Annotated in this window: 16 protein-coding genes; 11 read left to right on the forward strand and 5 right to left on the reverse strand. The window is 61.7% G+C overall.

Translation table 11 applies throughout. The annotated features are described in order from the left end of the window. The first annotated feature begins 28 nt into the window (after positions 1-28). Positions 29-529 carry a preprotein translocase subunit YajC gene (locus OP495_RS10645; RefSeq protein ID WP_280569105.1) on the forward strand — a complete coding sequence of 167 codons (501 nt, stop codon included), beginning with the start codon at positions 29-31 and terminating at the stop codon, positions 527-529. 96 nt (positions 530-625) lie between these two features. Here the strand turns inward: OP495_RS10645 and slyA are convergent, their stop codons facing one another. Beyond that, entirely contained in the window at positions 626-1,069 is a 444-nt protein-coding gene (gene slyA, locus OP495_RS10650) for a transcriptional regulator SlyA (RefSeq protein WP_280564254.1), read from the reverse strand. A 79-nt stretch (positions 1,070-1,148) separates the two neighbouring features. Beyond that, positions 1,149-2,279, reverse strand: coding sequence for a DUF5924 family protein (locus OP495_RS10655; RefSeq protein WP_280569107.1), 1,131 nt, complete (start codon positions 2,277-2,279; stop codon positions 1,149-1,151). Between the two features lie 316 nt (positions 2,280-2,595). Between OP495_RS10655 and fadB the strand changes: the two genes are divergently transcribed. The 3 genes from fadB (at position 2,596) to OP495_RS10670 (ending at position 6,817) form a co-directional block, all read left to right on the forward strand. Next, positions 2,596-4,779: a fatty acid oxidation complex subunit alpha FadB gene (fadB, locus tag OP495_RS10660; protein ID WP_280569108.1), complete on the forward strand. Its 2,184-nt coding sequence runs from the start codon at positions 2,596-2,598 to the stop codon at positions 4,777-4,779. 26 nt (positions 4,780-4,805) lie between these two features. After that, on the forward strand, positions 4,806-5,984 hold the full coding sequence (gene fadA, locus OP495_RS10665; protein WP_280569110.1) for an acetyl-CoA C-acyltransferase FadA: 1,179 nt from the start codon (positions 4,806-4,808) through the stop codon (positions 5,982-5,984). 230 nt (positions 5,985-6,214) lie between these two features. Next, a complete protein-coding gene (locus OP495_RS10670; protein ID WP_280569112.1) occupies positions 6,215-6,817 on the forward strand; it encodes a Yip1 family protein in 603 nt (200 codons plus the stop codon). A gap of 123 nt (positions 6,818-6,940) precedes the next feature. Here the strand turns inward: OP495_RS10670 and OP495_RS10675 are convergent, their stop codons facing one another. Beyond that, the gene (locus tag OP495_RS10675; RefSeq protein WP_280564876.1) at positions 6,941-7,612 is read right to left on the reverse strand and encodes a GntR family transcriptional regulator; all 672 of its coding nucleotides are present in this window, start codon (positions 7,610-7,612) and stop codon (positions 6,941-6,943) included. Between the two features lie 135 nt (positions 7,613-7,747). Between OP495_RS10675 and OP495_RS10680 the strand changes: the two genes are divergently transcribed. From OP495_RS10680 to madM, 4 genes are all read left to right on the forward strand, one after another. Beyond that, complete coding sequence (locus tag OP495_RS10680; protein ID WP_280569129.1) at positions 7,748-9,115, forward strand: malonyl-CoA decarboxylase; 1,368 nt, start codon at positions 7,748-7,750, stop codon at positions 9,113-9,115. Positions 9,116-9,144: 29 nt separating this feature from the next. After that, positions 9,145-10,692, forward strand: coding sequence for a malonyl-CoA synthase (locus OP495_RS10685; protein ID WP_280564877.1), 1,548 nt, complete (start codon positions 9,145-9,147; stop codon positions 10,690-10,692). Between the two features lie 117 nt (positions 10,693-10,809). Next, positions 10,810-11,232 carry a malonate transporter subunit MadL gene (gene madL / locus OP495_RS10690; RefSeq protein ID WP_280564878.1) on the forward strand — a complete coding sequence of 141 codons (423 nt, stop codon included), beginning with the start codon at positions 10,810-10,812 and terminating at the stop codon, positions 11,230-11,232. A gap of 12 nt (positions 11,233-11,244) precedes the next feature. Further along, positions 11,245-12,006 carry a malonate transporter subunit MadM gene (gene madM / locus OP495_RS10695; protein ID WP_280569115.1) on the forward strand — a complete coding sequence of 254 codons (762 nt, stop codon included), beginning with the start codon at positions 11,245-11,247 and terminating at the stop codon, positions 12,004-12,006. Positions 12,007-12,041: 35 nt separating this feature from the next. Here the strand turns inward: madM and OP495_RS10700 are convergent, their stop codons facing one another. Next, entirely contained in the window at positions 12,042-12,926 is an 885-nt protein-coding gene (locus tag OP495_RS10700) for a LysR family transcriptional regulator (protein WP_280569118.1), read from the reverse strand. Between the two features lie 121 nt (positions 12,927-13,047). Between OP495_RS10700 and OP495_RS10705 the strand changes: the two genes are divergently transcribed. The 3 genes from OP495_RS10705 (at position 13,048) to OP495_RS10715 (ending at position 16,854) form a co-directional block, all read left to right on the forward strand. Next, complete coding sequence (locus OP495_RS10705; RefSeq protein ID WP_280569120.1) at positions 13,048-13,929, forward strand: hypothetical protein; 882 nt, start codon at positions 13,048-13,050, stop codon at positions 13,927-13,929. A gap of 95 nt (positions 13,930-14,024) precedes the next feature. Next, positions 14,025-15,308, forward strand: coding sequence for a Xaa-Pro peptidase family protein (locus tag OP495_RS10710; RefSeq protein ID WP_280569121.1), 1,284 nt, complete (start codon positions 14,025-14,027; stop codon positions 15,306-15,308). Between the two features lie 55 nt (positions 15,309-15,363). Continuing rightward, complete coding sequence (locus OP495_RS10715) at positions 15,364-16,854, forward strand: CoA-acylating methylmalonate-semialdehyde dehydrogenase (RefSeq protein ID WP_280569123.1); 1,491 nt, start codon at positions 15,364-15,366, stop codon at positions 16,852-16,854. Positions 16,855-16,993: 139 nt separating this feature from the next. Here the strand turns inward: OP495_RS10715 and OP495_RS10720 are convergent. Then, positions 16,994-17,921 (reverse strand): glycine betaine ABC transporter substrate-binding protein (locus OP495_RS10720; RefSeq protein ID WP_280569125.1); only part of this gene is annotated, 928 nt, incomplete at its 5' end.

Genomic DNA, 17,921 nt, shown 5'->3' on the forward strand with positions numbered 1-17,921 from the left:
AGATCAATCAGCGCTTACGGAGGCAGGCTTGGAGATCTTTCTATTCTTGGGGCTGGCGGTATTTCTCATCCTCTCGCCAGCCTTGTGGCTCAGGCCGGGGCTTCATGAAAAGCGCCGCAGTGCGTTGCGGGTGGCGGCGCGCGAATCGGGTGTGGATATCCGTGCCGACAAGCCGCCGCTGCAAGCGATGGATGGTTTGGTGGGGTATCGCTGGCGTTATCCGCAGGCCGCGCCGGGGAGTGACTTCACGCTGGTGCGCGACGGCCACGCCAGTGATCGGTTGCAGGAAGCCATGGCGGGATGGCGTTGGCGTCAGGCACCGTTGCCACCGTTGAGCGAAGATAATGAGCATCGCTTGAAAGAAGTGCTGCTTGCTTTGCCCGAGGACGCGCTGGTCGTGACGTCGGCGCCGCAAGGCTTGACGCTGTGGTGGGAGGAATCGTGCGAGACTAAGGCATTCGAGCCATTACTGCGCGCACTCGATGATCTCGTCGACCAACTGGCGGGAAGTGGTCGCCATCGCAAATAGCATTGCCGACAAGTGAGTATCGCCGCACAAGAATACCGCGCGCATTAGCGCCGCGAGATGGCTCACACGGCGCTCAGATCGATAGCAAGCGAGCCCTCACTCCTCGCAAGAGCGTGACAGTAGCCGCTGCCCGTTCTGCTCGATGCGCGTCAGTATAGCGTCCAACTGGTCGACGTCGTCCTCGCTTAACCCCTCGATCATCTCGATACGCGCCTGCTCGACGACGGTCTCGATCTTCTTGAGCAGGGGCGTCGCCTTGTCGGTGAGGTAAACACGCTTGGTGCGGCGATCCTCATCGCTCGGGCGGCGCTCGATGAGTCCTTGCTCACTGAGTTGGTCGAGTGTCCTGACCAAGGACGGAGCTTCCACGCCGATTGAGCGAGCCAGATCGCATTGCGGCTGGCCATCACCCATTTTCGACAGGTGGTAGAGTGTCACCCAGCGCGTCTGCGTCAGCTCCAGAGGAGCGAGGCGTTCATCGAGGATGGCGCGCCACAGGCGTGGTACGCGCGACAGTTTGAGTCCGATATCCTGTTGCATGGGCCTTATGTTGGTTAGGAACCTAACGGGATTGTCTCGGGTGCAACGTGTTATTGCAAGTCACACCATCGTCGACCTTTCATTCATCGTCCTGAGTCGCACCGGCGACCAAGTGACGGATGTTCCAGCCAGGCAAACCCGGGGGTGAATGGATGTCGCTATCAACATGCGTGGCGTTCGAGGCGTCTTCGTCGACACGAAAACGCAGTGTACCGAGTCGCTGGTCGGTGGCCGTCATTACATCGATCTGCCAACTGCCTTGCGATGCCAAGGGAAAGTTTTGCTTATGCGTCCAGGCGCGATAGCCCTGCTCGCGTCCACCGCGGATGACCAGCGGTATGCGATCGACCACTTCGCCATCGTGCCGCCATACGTGATAGATCTCTTCGCGTAGGCCGCGTGGCGCGCGAATCGCGGTGTAAGCGTACAAGCCTTGCCCCGAGAGTGTCGATGGGGTCAGCACGCTTTCGCCGCGCGGCGCGCGCGATTCGATATCGAACCCTGGCGAGAGGGCGCTACCGGAGATCCAAAGCGTTGCCGGAGGAATCCACACTCGCCCCATCCAGGCCGTGGAAGCCAGCACCACGATCAGCCCGATCATTGCCAGCCATCGCCAGAAGCCTTGAGGCTGAATCAGGTTGATCAGGCTGGGCACACTGAAGATCGCCATGGCCACGATCGCCAGTATCAGGCTTTGACCGGTAGTCAGATGCAACATGATCGGCAACGTCACCAGCACTACCACGAACACGCACAATGCGTGGAACATGAAGTATAACCAGCGATGGCGTTGCGCGAGGCTGAAATACAAGGGATCGAGAATCGCCAGCAGGCCGCAGCCGATCAGCAACAATGTGAAGACGGCCTGACCGCTTGCCCATACCGTGGTGGCGAGAAAAAACGGCAATACGAAGAACAGCGTTTCCTGATGAATGAGCTGCGCGATGAAGGTCGTCACCATGCGTGGCAGACCGGGCTGGCCACGAAAGTTGAGCAACCGGGTCAGGAGACTTTCGGCCAACAGCAGGCACCATGCGAACAGCAGACCCAAGGCCAGCACTGCGCCGAGCCATTGCTGGCGGTTGACCAGGAAAAACCCCAGCAAACCGACGACGAAGGCGGTGGGTGGCCAAAGCCAGGCAAAGCGTTTGAGCTTTTCGACAAGCGGTGTGATGCAAGCGAGCAGAGTCGCGCTAGCGGGTAAGGACATGAGGCGTGTGGATGTTCCGATGCAGCATGTAATAAAAGGCAGTGCGTAAAAAACGGCGCGATGGTTGGCGGACCGCAAAGGGGCCTATCCTATCAGGAGTCCATCGCGTCCGGGAGTTGTCTCTTCTCGATAAGACGCATTTCTACGCGACCATTCGCTAATGGGGGAAGACTTGACGACACCGTTTGACGGGCGCAAGCTGATCTGCATTCAAACGACTGTATGAAAGTGTGCGAGGAGCAGCGTCACGCCCGAGCTCGGCGCATGCCTCCTTCGTGAATCGTAAGGTCCAGGCTAACAGCAGGGAGAGCCCTGAATGATCTATCAAGGTAACGCCATCACGGTGGTGCAGCGCGATGACGGCATCGCCACGCTGACCTTCGATGTGCAGGACGAGTCCGTCAACACGCTCTCGAGCAAGATGATCGAAGAGTTTGAAGCGGCCCTGACGGCGCTCGGCGAGGCAACGAATGTCAAAGGCCTGGTCATCACCAGCGCCAAGGACGCCTTCATCGTCGGGGCAGACATCACCGAGTTCCACGGCATGTTCCGCCGTGACGAAGCCTTCCTGGTCGACATGAACACGCGTGTGCACGGTGTCTTCAACACCTTGGAGGATCTGCCGTTTCCCAGCGTGGCGGCGATCAACGGCCTGGCTCTCGGCGGCGGCTGCGAAATCACCCTGGCGTGCGATTTCCGGGTGATGAGCGACAGCGCCAAGCTGGGCCTGCCCGAGACCAAACTGGGCATCGTGCCGGGCTGGGGCGGTTGCGTGCGTCTGCCGCGTTTGATCGGTGCCGATAACGCCATCGAGTGGATCTCCGGCGGCACGGAAAACCGTGCCGATACCGCCTTGAAGGTCGGTGCGGTAGACGCCGTGGTCTCGGGAGACGCCCTGGAGTCCGCCGCGCTGGATATTCTGGCCCGCGCCAATGCTGGTGAGCTCGACCACCAGGCGCGCCGCAGCGTCAAACAGTCTCCGCTGATGCTCAACGCCATCGAGCAGATGATGGTCTTCGAGACCGCCCAGGGTTACGTGGCGGGCAAGGCGGGACCGCATTACCCAGCCCCCATCGAGGCGATCAAGGTCATCCAGAAGGGCGCCGGCGAAGGCCGCGAACGCGCGCAGGCCATCGAAGCCAAGGCGTTTGCCAAGCTTGCCAAGACCGATGTCTGCTACCACCTGGTCGGCTTGTTCCTGAGCGATCAACTGGTCAAGAAAAAGGGCAAGCAGTACGCCAACCAGGTCGCCGCCGTGAACAAGACGGCGGTGCTGGGGGCGGGCATCATGGGCGGCGGTATCGCCTATCAGAGCGCGTACAAGGGCACACCGATCCTGATGAAAGACATCAAGGAAGAGGCGCTACAACTGGGCCTGCAGGAAGCGCGCAAACTGCTCGGCAAGCAGCTCGAACGTGGCCGACTGAGTAGCGACCAGGTCGCCGAGGCGCTGTCCAACATTCGCCCCACGCTCTCCTATGGTGACTTCGGCGATGTCGATCTGGTGGTCGAAGCCGTGGTCGAGAACCCAAAGGTCAAGGAGGCCGTGCTGGCCGAGGTCGAAGGGTTGCTCGACGACAACGCCACGCTGACTTCCAACACCTCGACAATCTCCATCGACCGCCTGGCGGCCAACCTCCAGCGTCCCGAAAACTTCTGCGGCATGCACTTCTTCAACCCCGTGCATCGCATGCCGCTGGTCGAGGTCATCCGTGGTGAGAGAACCAGCGACGCCGCCGTGGCCGCGACCGTCGCGTATGCCCGGCAGATGGGCAAGACACCGGTCGTGGTCAATGACTGCCCAGGCTTTCTGGTCAACCGTGTGCTGTTCCCCTATTTCGGTGGTTTCAGCCTGCTGGTCGAGCAGGGCGCGGACTTCGAGCGCGTCGACAAGGTCATGGAAAAGTTCGGTTGGCCCATGGGCCCCGCGTATCTGCTGGACGTGGTGGGCATGGACACCGCCGTGCACGCCCAGCAGGTCATGGCGGAAGGCTTCCCCGACCGCATGGCGCAGGAAGCCAAGAACGGTGGCAAGACGGCGATTCAGCGCATGTATGACGAGGACCGTCTAGGCCAGAAGAATGGCAAGGGGTTCTATCGCTACGAGGAAGAAAAGAAGGGCAAGCCCAGGAAGGTCTCCGACGAGCAGGCGCACGCGCTGGTCGAGGAAACCGTCGACACGCGTGGCGAGTTCAGCGACGACGATATCGTCGCGCGGATGATGGTGTCGCTGTGCATGGAGGCCGTACGCTGCCTGGAAGACGGCATCGTCGCGACGCCGGCCGAGGCGGACATGGCATTGATCTACGGTATCGGCTTTCCGCCGTTTCGGGGTGGAGCGCTGCGTTATATCGACGCACTGGGTGTCGAGGCGTTCGTCGCTCAGGCCGAGACGCTGGCCGAGGAACTCGGGCCGCTGTATCGCCCTACTCAGCGGCTGCGTGACATGGCCGCCCAGGGCGAGCGTTTCTATCCCGACACGTCCGCATCCGATCAATGAGCCACCACGCAACGAGGAGCGCGAAAATGAGTTTGAATCCTAGAGATATCGTGGTGGTCGATGCCGTCCGGACCGCCATGGCCAAGGCCAAGCACGGCGCTTTCCGCAACGTGCGCGCCGAAAACCTATCCGCCTCGGTGATGCAGGCGCTGTTCGATCGCAATGCCAACCTGGAACCCGCCGAGGTCGACGACGTGATCTGGGGATGTGTCAACCAGACCCTCGAGCAGGCCATGAACATCGCGCGTAACGCCGCCATCATGACCGGGATTCCGCGCAGCGTGCCGGCGCAGACGGTCAATCGCCTGTGCGGCTCGTCGATGAGCGCGCTGCACATCGCCACGGCCAACATCAAGGCCGGCATGGGCGACTTCTACATCATTGGCGGTGTCGAGCACATGGAACATGTGCCGATGGACCATGGCGTCGACGTCAACCCGGCGGCCAGCAAGTACGCTGCCAAGGCCGCCATGATGATGGGCCTGACCGCCGAACTGCTGGGCAAGATGCACAATGTGGGCCGTGAAGAACAGGACGCGTTCGGCGTGCGCTCGCATCAACGCGCGCTGGCCGCCAACGAAAACGGCTATTTCGATAACGAGATCGTTGGCGTCGAAGGGCATGACGCTAATGGCTTCCGGCGCCTGGTCGACCGCGACGAGGTGATCCGCCACGACGCCAACCTGGAAGACATGGGCAAGCTCAAGCCGGTCTTCGACCCCAAGGGCGGCACGGTCACTGCGGGCACCTCCTCGGCGCTTTCGGTCGGCGCCTCGGCGCTGGCGGTGATGAGCTACGAGCGCGCCCAGGCGCTGGGGCTCGAGCCGTTGGCGCGGGTGGTCTCCACGGGCGTCGCCGGCTGTGATGCCTCGATCATGGGCTACGGGCCGGTACCCGCGACGCAGAAGGCCCTCAAGAGCGCAGGCCTGAGCATCGGCGACATCCAGACCGTCGAGCTCAACGAAGCCTTCGCCGCGCAATCGCTGCCCGTGCTCAAGGATCTCGGCCTACGCGAGCGCATGGACGAGGTCGTCAACCTCAATGGCGGCGCCATCGCGCTGGGCCATCCGCTGGGCTGCTCCGGGGCGCGACTCTGCACCACGCTGCTCAACGTCATGCGCCAGCAGGACACCAAACTGGGCCTGGCGACCATGTGCATCGGCATGGGCCAGGGCGTGGCGACCGTTTTCGAACGCTTGAAGTAACGCGCCACTCCTGGCCGGTGACCTATTTTCGCCACTCATTCTCATCACCACGCGATAGCAAAGCGACACCCGCCACGGGTGTCGCTTTTTTACGTGTATGCCGTTTCAACCAGTAAATCTGATATTGCTGAGCAAAATACTGACTACACTGATAAAAACGTCGGGTCGCATCGAATCCTGAAGCGCGCCGCGACGTGATGTGTACATCGGCGATGGAGGAGGTGTTTTCTATGCTCACGCATGTCTGGGGACTCTTGGTCCACCCGAACCGTGAATGGAAGCAGATCCACGACGAAAAGGAGACCATCACCCACCTCTACAGTCACCACGTTCTGGAAATGGCATTGATTCCTGTGGTGTGTGCGTTCATCGGCACCACCCAGGTCGGCTGGGATTTCGGTGGCGGGCATACCATTCAGCTCAACTATCTGGACGCCTTCTTCGCCGGGGTCGCCTTCTATGTAGCGATCTTGATAGCGGTGGGCTTCATGGGCTCGGTGATCCATTGGATGGCGCAGCGTTACGCCAGTCCCCCGAGTCGTCGGCGCTGCATCATCTTCGCCGGCTACGTGGCCACACCGATGTTCGTTGGCGGGGTCGTCGCCCTCTACCCGCTGGTCTGGCTGTGCATGTTGGCGACCATCGTCGGGCTCTGTTACAGCGCCTATCTGCTGTATCTGGGAATTCCCAACTTCCTCGACATCGGCTCTGAAGAGGGCTTCATCGTCACCGGTTCGACGCTCGGCATTGGCGTGCTGGTGCTCGAGGTACTGCTTGGCGTGACAGTGCTGCTATGGGGCTACGGCGCCAAGTTGCTGGGTATCGACTTGTAGCAAGTCACCGAGAAGGAGTATCGAATAGAGTAGAGAGTGTCGAGCCGAGTGCGTCGAGCACTCTGAAATGCTCATGCGAGCCAAACGCCAACGGCGCCTCCAGGGCGCCGTTGGCGTTCATGCTCAGTCGCTTCCGGTCTGCTGAAGTTGTTGCACCGAGGCGACCAGATTGTTGAAGCGCTCACCCTGAATCTGAACATGAGCCTCAATTTCGGCCTCGGCATGTTGCTCGTCACCCGCGGCAATAGCGGCAAGCACTGCCTCGTGTTCTGCCAGGGAGCGTTCCGGGCGGTGGCGCAGATGCAGCTGCATGCGGCGGTAGGGTTGCAGCACCGCATGCAGGCGCGTGGCCTCCTGGGCCAGAAAGGCGTTGTGGCTGGCCTCGTAGATGCGCTGATGGAAGATGCTGTTCTCGTAGTAGTAGCCGTTGGCGTCGCCGGCCTCGGCCATGCGTCGGCATGCTTCGTGAGCCTTGTGCAGCGCTTCCAGCTCTTCTGAGCCGATGCGTCTCGCCGCGAGTCGAGCGCACATACCCTCCAGTTCGGCCATCACTTCGAAGCGCTCCACCAATTCGGCCACGCTGAGCTTTGTCACGAAGGTGCCGCGCTTCGGCACCACCTCCACCATCCCTGACATCGCTAGCTGCTGGATCGCCTCGCGGACCGGCGTACGTGAACAGTCGTATTCCCGCTCCAGTGCTTCCGGGTCGAGGCGTGCGCCGGGCGGATAGCGTCCCTTGATGATGGCGTCTTCCAGCAGGTCGCGCAGTCGCTGCGCTTGGGAAACCTTGCTCATTGACTGTCCTCCCGCTTGACATAGGTATATCTTGCGCCTATTTGTTATATATAACAACTCGGTATCATGTATCCATGATCCGAATCAACGTCATCGACAGAGACGGCTTAGGCTTCTGGAGGGCGCAGCATGAAGATGAACATGGATTTCCTGGAAAATCTGCTGTCGAGTGTGGCTCGGCGGGCACGTCAGCGCCCAGGGAGCGATCGGGCTTCACAGCGTGGGAGGGAAACAGTGGCATCCGGCGTCGATGGCCTCATTTCGGCGTGTGATGTCCTGCTGACCGGTGGCGGCGGTGAGGCATCGCAGATACTGGTTGCCCAACGATTGCTTGCGGGCTATGCCGAGCTGGATGCCGACGAGCGTCGTATCTTCCTGACCAAACTCGCCGAGCGCCACGGTGCTAGTTCCGAGGCGATCCACGCCGCCTACGAGGCCTATCGCGAGGGAGAAAGTGAAGCCGACCTGCGGGCGCTAATCGAGGCCTGCGAACCTCCGCGTCAAGAGTTGCTACGCCGTCTCAACCTTTGCCCGGGTGGTACTTATGAGCTGGTCAAAATGCGCGCCGACCTGCAGGCGCATCTCGGCGAGTCGCCGGAGCTGGCCGGTCTTGACGAGGATTTTGCGCATCTGTTCGCGTCCTGGTTCAACCGTGGCTTTCTGGTACTAAAGAGCATCGACTGGAATACCCCGGCAGCGGTGCTCGAGAAACTTATCCGTTACGAGGCTGTGCACGAGATTCAGGACTGGAACGACCTGCGCCAGCGCCTTGATCCAGAGGACCGACGGTGCTACGCCTTCTTCCATCCGGCCATCGGCGACGAGCCGCTGATCTTCGTCGAGGTGGCGCTGTGTCGCGGGATACCGGGCAACATTCAGGTACTACTGTCCGGTGGCGACGAAGTGGCTCCCCAAGATGCCGACACGGCGGTTTTCTACAGCATTAGCAATTGTCAGGCCGGGCTGAAAGGGATTTCCTTCGGCAACTTCCTGATCAAGCAGGTAGTGCATGAGTTACGCCGAGAGCTGCCCGAACTCGACAACTTCGTGACCTTGTCGCCGGTGCCGGGCTTTGCCAAATGGCTGGCGGAACGGCGCGAGGCTGGCGAGTGTCGGCTGACGACTGACGCCGCCACTGCCCTTGATGAGACTCGCTGGCGTGACGACCCGCAGGCTCGGGAAGTGCTCGAGTCCGAACTCTTGCCCTTGGCCGCTCACTATTTCACCCAGGCCAAGCAGCGCCAAGGCTTGCCACGTGACCCTGTGGCGCGCTTTCACCTGGGCAACGGGGCGAGCCTGCATCGACTCAACTGGCCCGCCGACATCTCCACCAAGGGCTGCCGTCAAGCCCATGGCTTGATGGTCAATTATCGCTACGAGCCGGACCGCATCGAGCAGAACCACGAGGCCTACACCCGTGAGGGCAGCGTGATTTGCACCACCGAGATCCAGCGCCAGGCAAGGCGAGCCCAGCCATTGCTGGAACCCCTCGTCGACGTCTGATACCCCCGACGACTCCCAGGAGACGCCATATGAATCACAATCTGTTCCTGCAGTTTGAGGCCCACTTCCGTGCGACGCCGAACAAGACGTTGATCGATACCCCCGAGGGGCGTCGCTATTCTTATGACGAGGTGCTGGCCACCTCACAGCGTCTGGCGGGTGTGCTTCAGTCCCTTGATGTTCAGCCCGGCGATCGAGTCGCGGTACAGGTCGATAAGAGCCCTGAGGCGATCATGCTGTATCTGGCCTGCCTGCAAGCCGGAGCGGTCTACCTGCCGCTCAACACCGGCTACACCGGTGCCGAGATCGAGTACTTTCTCAGCGATGCCGCGCCACAGATCTACGTGTGCCCAACGGAGTGGGAGGCGGATGCCAAACGCTTCTACCAAGAGGGCCTGGTCGTCCACGTAGAAAGCCTGGGTACGGCAGGTGATGGTAGTTTAATGGAGCGCGCCGCCATCGCCGAACCAATGACGGATATCGCCAGTCTCGAGGCCTCCGACCTTGCGGCGATCCTCTATACCTCGGGCACTACCGGGCGCTCCAAGGGCGCCATGCTGAGCCATGCCAACCTGGCTTCCAACAGCCGGGCGCTGTCCGAGGCCTGGCACTTTACCGCCAATGATCACCTGCTGCACGCACTGCCGATCTTCCATACGCACGGGTTGTTCGTGGCCTGCAACATCGTACTGACGGTAGGGGCTTCAATGACCTTCCTGCCCAAGCTCGATGTCGAAAAACTGCTCGATCTGATGCCTCGAGCCACGGTGTTGATGGGGGTGCCAACTTTTTACACCCGGCTGCTCCAGTCCCCGCGGCTGGATCGTGATGCCGTGGCCAGCATGCGGCTTTTCGTCTCTGGTTCTGCACCGCTGCAGGCCGAGACGCATGATCAATTCCGTGAGCGGACGGGCCATGTCATTCTCGAGCGTTATGGCATGACCGAAACCAACATGAACACCTCCAATCCCTACGACGGTGAGCGACGTCCCGGCACGGTTGGATTTCCACTGCCGGGTAGTGAAGCGCGTATCACCGACCGCGAGAGCGGTGCCGATTTACCCCGTGGCGAGACCGGGCTGGTCGAGGTGCGGGGCGACAATGTCTTCCAGGGCTACTGGCAGATGCCCGAGAAGACCCGCAGCGAGTTTCGCGACGACGGCTTCTTCATTACCGGTGACCTGGGGCTGATCGACGACGACGGCTACCTGCATATCGTCGGGCGCGACAAGGATCTGGTGATCTCTGGCGGCTACAACGTCTATCCGAAAGAGGTCGAGCAACTGATCGACGAGTTGCCAGGCGTCGCCGAGTCGGCGGTGTTCGGCGTCAAGCATCCGGACTTGGGTGAAGGTGTCACGGCCGTGATCGTGGCCCGCGAGGGTGAAGCGCCCCCCGAAGAGGAAAGCATTCAGTCGGTCTTGAGCGATCGGCTGGCACGCTACAAGCAACCCAAGCGGATATTCACGATCGAGGCACTGCCGCGCAACGTGATGGGCAAGGTACAGAAGAACCAACTGCGTAACGTCTATGCCGACATCTATACCGTGAAGGAGGCGGACGAAACAGCCGTGTGATACGGCCCAGGGCCTGGCTGGCAGCCGGGCTTCCTAGTCGTGCGGAGATACGACGAGGAGCACGCTAATGCTCGGGAGCTCCCGAGGATCGATTACAACGACAAGAAGGAAATGATCATGGTGATCTACGGAGTGGCCTTACTGGCCGGATGCATGATGATAGGCCTGGTAATCGGAGACCTGTTGGGTCAATTACTGGGCATCAATGCCAATTTGGGCGGTGTGGGTATTGCCATGCTGCTACTGATCTTCGTGACGGGCTATCTCAAAACGCGAGGCAAACTGCCCGATGCCACCGTCAGTGGCATCAAGTTCTGGAATGCCATGTATATCCCTATCGTAGTGGCCATGGCTGCCAGCCAGAACGTGGCTGCGGCTTTCGGTGGTGGGCTGGTGGCACTTCTTGGCGGTGCGCTGGCAGTTGTGCTGGGGCTGGCGATGGTGCCGGTATTCGCGGGTCGACGTTCGAGCTCGCGCGTTGCCATGGGCGCCGATGAGTCGTGCCCCGAGTCCTTGACAACTCATGTCGCCGGCCGCTGAGGAGGGTGCCCCATGCTTCAGTCACTGTACGAGCTTGTCGACAAGTATCATCTGGTGGCGGCCTTCGCTGTCATCGGTTTTACCATGTATCTCGCCTACTGGATCAGTGAACGCTTTACCCGTGGCAAGCTACATGGCTCGGCTATCGCCATCATACTTGGCCTGGCGCTGGCCTATGTGGGTGGGAAGGTCACTGGTGGGTCTGATGGTCTCGCCGATATCACCCTTCTCTCCGGCCTGGGGCTGATGGGCGGAGGTATGTTGCGAGACCTGGCCATCATCGCTACCGCTTACGGCGTGCGCTTCGAGGAGGTGCGCGAGGCCGGTATGCGTGGCGTCATGGCGCTGTTCGCTGGAGTAGTGGTGTCTTTCATCGCGGGTAGCCTGGTAGCGGTCGGCTTCGGCTATACCGATCCGGTGGCGATCACTACGATCGGCGCGGGAACGGTGACCTACATCGTTGGTCCCGTCACCGGAGCAACATTGGGCGCGAGTTCCGAAGTGGTCGCGTTATCGATCGCTGCGGGGTTGGTCAAGTCAATCCTCACCATGATCGCCACGCCTATGGCAGCGCGTTTTATCGGCCTTGATAATCCGCGCTCGGCGATGATCTTCGGCGGCATGATTGGCACGACCAGCGGTGTTGCGGCGGGGCTTGCCGCCACCGACGCCCGCCTGGTGCCCTACGGCGCAATGACCGCGACGTTCTATACAGGGCTCGGCATTCTGCTGGCGCCCACGGTGCTGTTCCTCGCTGTGCGCGGGCTGGCCTAGTCGCAAGTGGCGCCTTTCGAGGCGCCGTTGGCCGTTCAGGATCCTCCGCTCACATACTCTAACGACTCCAGTGAGTCGGTGGCGGTCACGATGCTTTCCAGCTCGTCGCAGAAGGTGACGAAGGCGTCGCTGGAGTGTCCCGGTGTGCGGTGCAGCTCGATCTCGACGTGCCCGAGTGGCGGCAGGCCTTCTACCTCGCCGACGATGCGACAGCCCTCGGGAACGCTGCGCGGGGTCTTGACTGTGGCCGCCAGCCCAGCCTGTACTGGTAGGTTGATGCCGGTGGGGGAGCGGCTGGAATAGCGCACGTCCCAACGTCGGTCGGAGGGTCCCAGCGCCGCGAATGCATGGGCGCGGAAGATGCAACCCTCGGGGTTCAGCGCTAGGGGCAGGGTCTCCCAATCGTCGATGGCGCGGTCCTCGGCCACTACCCACACCATGGGCTCGCGGCCCAGCAGGCGGCCGGTCTGCGTGGGGCCGTGACGTACCACCAGCACGACATCCAGCAGCCCCTCCTGGAAGTCATGCACCAGCGAGCCGCTGATGCTGCAGCTCACTTCGAGGCGCACCTCGGGAAAGCGGGCAGCAAAACGCGGTAGCAGCTCGGGCAGGTAGGTGCTCGCCTGTTCCTCGGAAGTACCCAGGCGGATCAGCTCGCCCTGGCGGTCCACCCCCATCACCCGACGTGCCTCGTCCTGGAGCTTGAGGATGTGTCGGGCGTAGGGCAGCAAGCGCCCGCCCGGTGGGGTCAGCATGACGCTGCGGCTAGTGCGCTCGAACAGCGACTCTCCCATCTGATCCTCGAGCCGTTTGATCTGCAGGCTGACCGCCGACTGCGTGCGATGCAGCACCTTGCCGGCGGCGCTGAAACCCTCGCATTCGGCGACCGTAACGAAGGCGCGGAGCAGGTCGGTATCCATGATCTATGAGCCTTTGCAATCTTTTTTATCTTAACCATTCATTTCTATTATTGAACCTGCCTCTCTACCCTGTCCATACGTTACTTGAAACGTCTTTGGATAAAGTCAGGAGCAGATCCGCATGCCAGCCAACGCTACGCAGGCAGACGACAATACACTCCACGGTTTGATCGATCTCGAGCGCTATCCCATCGACCAGTTGGATGGCGAGCGCGGCCGGACCCTCGTCGAAGAGTGCCGTGCCCAGCTCGGCGAGGACGGCTGCGTGGTGCTCAAGGGCTTCGTACCCGATGAGGCCCTGACACGGCTCGAACGCGAGACCGAGCGACTCTCGCCGGAAGCGCATTACAACCAGACCGAAACCAATCCCTACAATAGCGACGGCGACCCCAGCCTGCCGGCCTCGCACCCCAAGAACCGCTTCGGTGACCGTACCAACGGCTTCGTCGCCGGGGATCGCATCGGCGCCGATACCATCATCCGCCAAGTCTACTCGCATGCCGGCTTCCAGCGCTTCATCGCTAGCGTGGTAGACATGGAGGAGATTCACCAGTACGCCGATCCGCTGGCCGACCTGGTCGTCAACGTGCTGCGCGAAGGCTGCCAGCATCCGTGGCATTACGACACCAACGAATTCATCGTCACCATGATGACGCGCCAGTCCCACGGCGGCGGTCGGTTCGAGTACGCACCGGGCATCCGTAGCCCCGAGGGCGAGAACTTCGAGGGGGTCGAGAAGGTCATCGACGGCGACCGCTCGCAGACCAAGTCGCTGGATCTCCAGCCGGGCGATTTGCAGATCTTCTTCGGCCGTTACTCGCTACACCGCGTGACGCCGGTGGAAGGCGACCGCGAGCGCCATACCGTGATCTTCGCCTATGCCAAGGAGCCGGGCTTCATCGGCCGTCCCGAGCGCGCCAAGCGCATCTTCGGGCGCATGGCGCCGGTGCATGAGCGCTTGCTGGAAGAAGGCATGCAGCGCAGCGACAGCCTGGCCGACTGACGAGGAGCTTGAACGGCTAGGTAGAACGACTCCTCTGGTCGCTTTCGCCGACGCCTCGTCAAGTATATGCACCCCGATTTTCCCAAGGAAACACCATGAGCATCGTCGATTTCGAAAACCTGACCGATCACGAACCCAACGCCATTCCGGTGGTGCCTTCCAGCCCGATGGCCAACGGCGACAGCATTCCCACCGCCTTCGACCCGGTCCAACTGCGCGCCGGCCGTCTCGAGCGTCTACGCGCGATGATGGCCGAGCAGGGCTACGCCGCGCTGGTACTTTTCGATCCGTACAACCAGCGCTACGCTACCGGCTCGCGCAACATGTTCGGCTATTTCCTGCGCAACTCCACGCGCTATATCTACGTGCCGCTCGAAGGCCCGGTGATCCTATTCGAATATCCGGGCAGTGCCCACGTCTCCACCTGGTTGGAGACCATCGACGAATCGCGCACCTCCAAGGTGGTGTGGTCCGCCGTCAACCAGCGCGACAACATGTCCTCCGACCCGTTCGGCATCGAGATCGCCGAGTTGATGGAAGAGCACGGTAAGGGCAACAAGAAGATCGGTCTCGACCGCTGCATGCTAAACCTGGCGCGCTCGCTGGAAGCCCAGGGGCTGGATGTCTATGACTGCATGCAGGACACCCTGCATTGCCGGCGTATCAAGACACCGGAAGAGATCGCCTGTCTGGCCCAGTCGATGGCCGGCAGCGAAGCCGCTGTGTCCGCAGTGGAAGCCGCCATCAAGCCCGGCGTCACCGAGAATGAGCTGTTCGCCATCATGTACGGCGATGTCATCCGCCAGGGCGGCGAGTTCATCGAGACGCGGCTGCTGTCCTCCGGCCCGCGCACCAACCCCTGGTTCAACGAAGCCAGCAACCGAGTGGTGCGTCCTGGCGAGTTGGTGGCGCTGGATACCGACACCATCGGCTGCCACGGCTACTATTCCGACTTCTCGCGCACCTTCCATGTCGGGCCGGGCCGCCCCAGTGCCTATCAGCAGAGCCTCTATCAGATGGCCTATGACCAGGTGCACCACAACATGTCGATCCTCAAGCCGGGCATAAGCTACCGCGAGATTGCCGAAAACGCCTGGAAAATTCCCGAGCGCTTTTTCGACCGTCGCTACCCCTCGGTCATCCACGGCGTGGGCATGCACGGCGAGACTCCGCTGGTCGCCCACCACATGGACTTCGACCGCTTCTCCAAGGACGGCGTCCTCGAGCCCGGCATGGTGGTCTCGGTGGAAAGCTACATCGGCGAGGTCGACGCCGCCGACGGCGTCAAGCTCGAAGAAGAAGTGCTGGTGACCGAGACCGGGATCGAGAAGCTGTCGCGCTATCCGTTCGATGAGGCCTTACTGGGCCGCCAATTCTGATCCGGTGCGACACCCCGATACCGCGAACACGACCCAAGGTTGGAGTCATCCCTAGATGCATACCCTGAATCATCATATCGCCGGTGACGCCGTCGGCGGCGAGCGTACCCTCGAGGTCGTCAACCCGGCGACCGCCGCGCCGGTGCGCCGCCTGGCGATGGCCGATACCGCCACCGTGCAACGCGCCATCGACGCCGCCCGTGAAGCCCAGCCTGCCTGGCGCGACATGCCGCCGGCCAAGCGCGCCCAGGTGATGTACCGCTTCAAGACCCTGCTCGAGCGCGACGCCGACGAGATCTGCGCGCTGGTCAGCGAGGAACACGGCAAGGTGCTCGAGGACGCCATGGGTGAGCTCAAGCGCGGCATCGAGAACGTCGAGTACGCCTGCGGTGCGCCGGAGCTCTTGAAGGGCGAGTACTCCCACAACGCCGGGCCGGGCATCGACACCTGGTCCAACCATCAGCCGCTGGGCGTCGTCGCCGGTATCACGCCGTTCAACTTCCCGGCCATGGTGCCGCTGTGGATGTACCCCATGGCGCTGGCTTGCGGCAATGCCTTCATCTTGAAGCCCTCCGAGCAGACGCCCTCGGCCGCCGTGAAGATGGCCGAACTGCTCGACGAAGCCGGACTGCCCAAGGGGCTGTTCAGCGTGATTCATGGCGACCGCGAGGCCGTCGACGCGCTAATCGAAGCGCCCGAAGTACGCGCGCTTTCCTTCGTTGGCTCCACTCCCGTGGCGCGCAAGATCTACGAGGGCGGCACCCAGCAGGGCAAGCGCGTGCAGGCCCTCGGCGGCGCCAAGAACCACGCCGTGGTACTGCCGGACGCCGACCTCGACAACGCTGCGAGCACCCTGATCGGCGCCGCGTTCGGTAGCGCCGGCGAGCGCTGCATGGCGATCTCCGTCGCCGTGTGCGTGGGTGACGCCACTGCCGACGCCCTGGTCGAGCGTCTCGCCGTCCAGGCCCGCGAGCTCAAGATCGGCCCCGGCACCGAGAAGGGCCTCGACATGGGCGCGCTGATCAACGAAGGCCAGCGCGGCAAGGTCGCCGACTACATCGGGCAGGGCGAACGCGCCGGCGCCGACCTGGTGGTCGACGGCCGCGAGCACCCGCTGGTGGAAGGCTCCCCCGGCTACTTCCTCGGCGCCACGCTGTTCGACCGCGTCACGCCGGAGATGAGCATCTACCGTGACGAGATATTCGGTCCGGTGCTGTGCGTGGTCCGCGTCGAGACCTTCGAGGACGCCATCGCCCTGATCAACGCCCATCAGTACGGCAACGGCACCTGCGTGTTCACCCGTGACGGTGAAGCCGGGCGCCGCTTCGCCGACGCCATCGAAGTCGGCATGGTCGGCATCAACGTCCCGCTGCCCGTCCCGGTCGCCTTCCACAGCTTCGGCGGCTGGAAGGACTCGCTGTTCGGCGACCTGCACGCCTACGGCCCTGACGCCGTGCGTTTCTACACCCGCCGCAAGGCCATCTCCCAACGCTGGCCGAAGCGCAGCGACCAGGAAACCGCCCAGTTCAGCTTCCCCTCCAACTGACGTTGCTCTGCGCCTTGCGTCCGCCCATCCTTGGTGATGGGCGGTACTGCTTCGATTCTCTAGAGCGGCACTCGCCGTATCGTTTCTTACCACTCTAGGCGCGCCCCTGCGCTTCTAGTGCTTTATATCAGGCACCGAGTCAATTCCCGAGCATTTCGTTCACGCGCTCGCGGTTATCCTCGATCCATGCGGCGGCGGAATCCTCGAATGGGACGTCGTCATTCTCGTACGCGGCCATCATCGCTTCCAAATCGGCCACGCTAATGTGCCACTGGGACATGATGTCGTAAGCACGCGGATACTTGTCTTCGATGCCTTTATAGGAAAGCACGAAAACGCTGTCATACTTGAAGTGTTCTTCCGTATCTTCCAGGAACTTCAAGTCGTATTGCGAGAACATGGAGTGCGGGCGCCAGCCAGTGATGATAAATGGCTCCTGCTTGGGCACCTTGTCTTTGATTACGCCCATCATGGCAGCTTCGCTGGTATAGGCAAGCTGGTACCCATCGAGGTCATAGTCTTCATCTGCCATCACCTGCTCGGAGAGGTCGACGATGCCCGCTCCGGCGCCAATGGTTACTATTTGGCCGCCGAACTTCTCTGCCTTGCCCGCCAGATCTCCGATTGTCTCTTCTTCGACATAGGCAGGAACCACCCAGCCTAGCGGTACGTTTTCATAGCTGGTGGCGACTTTCTGCAGATCATCTTGGTATTCACTCCACAGTGCCTGCTCGGTGTAGGGCAGCCAGGCGTCCATGAAGAAATCGACCTGCTCGGCTTGCATGCCTTGGAAGATCGCTGGTTGAGCAAGCAGCTTCTTTTCGACGTTGTAGCCTGCCTCTTCCAGGATCAGTTCGGCGATGGCCGTTGGTGCTTCGGTACTAGTCCAGGCCGGCATACCGAAAGTGATGGTCGTGTCCTCGACCCCTTCAGCGACCAGCGGACGCTGATCGGTGGCATGGGCACCTGCAGCGATCAATGTAGAAGTTAGCAACGTCGTGGAGACGGTTATTAATTTCATGTGCTTTCCACAGTATCTGTGGCCAAACTCGCCCTGATCACTGCTC

The organism is Chromohalobacter sp. 296-RDG, from assembly GCF_029889885.1.
Taxonomy (GTDB): Bacteria; Pseudomonadota; Gammaproteobacteria; order Pseudomonadales; family Halomonadaceae; genus Chromohalobacter.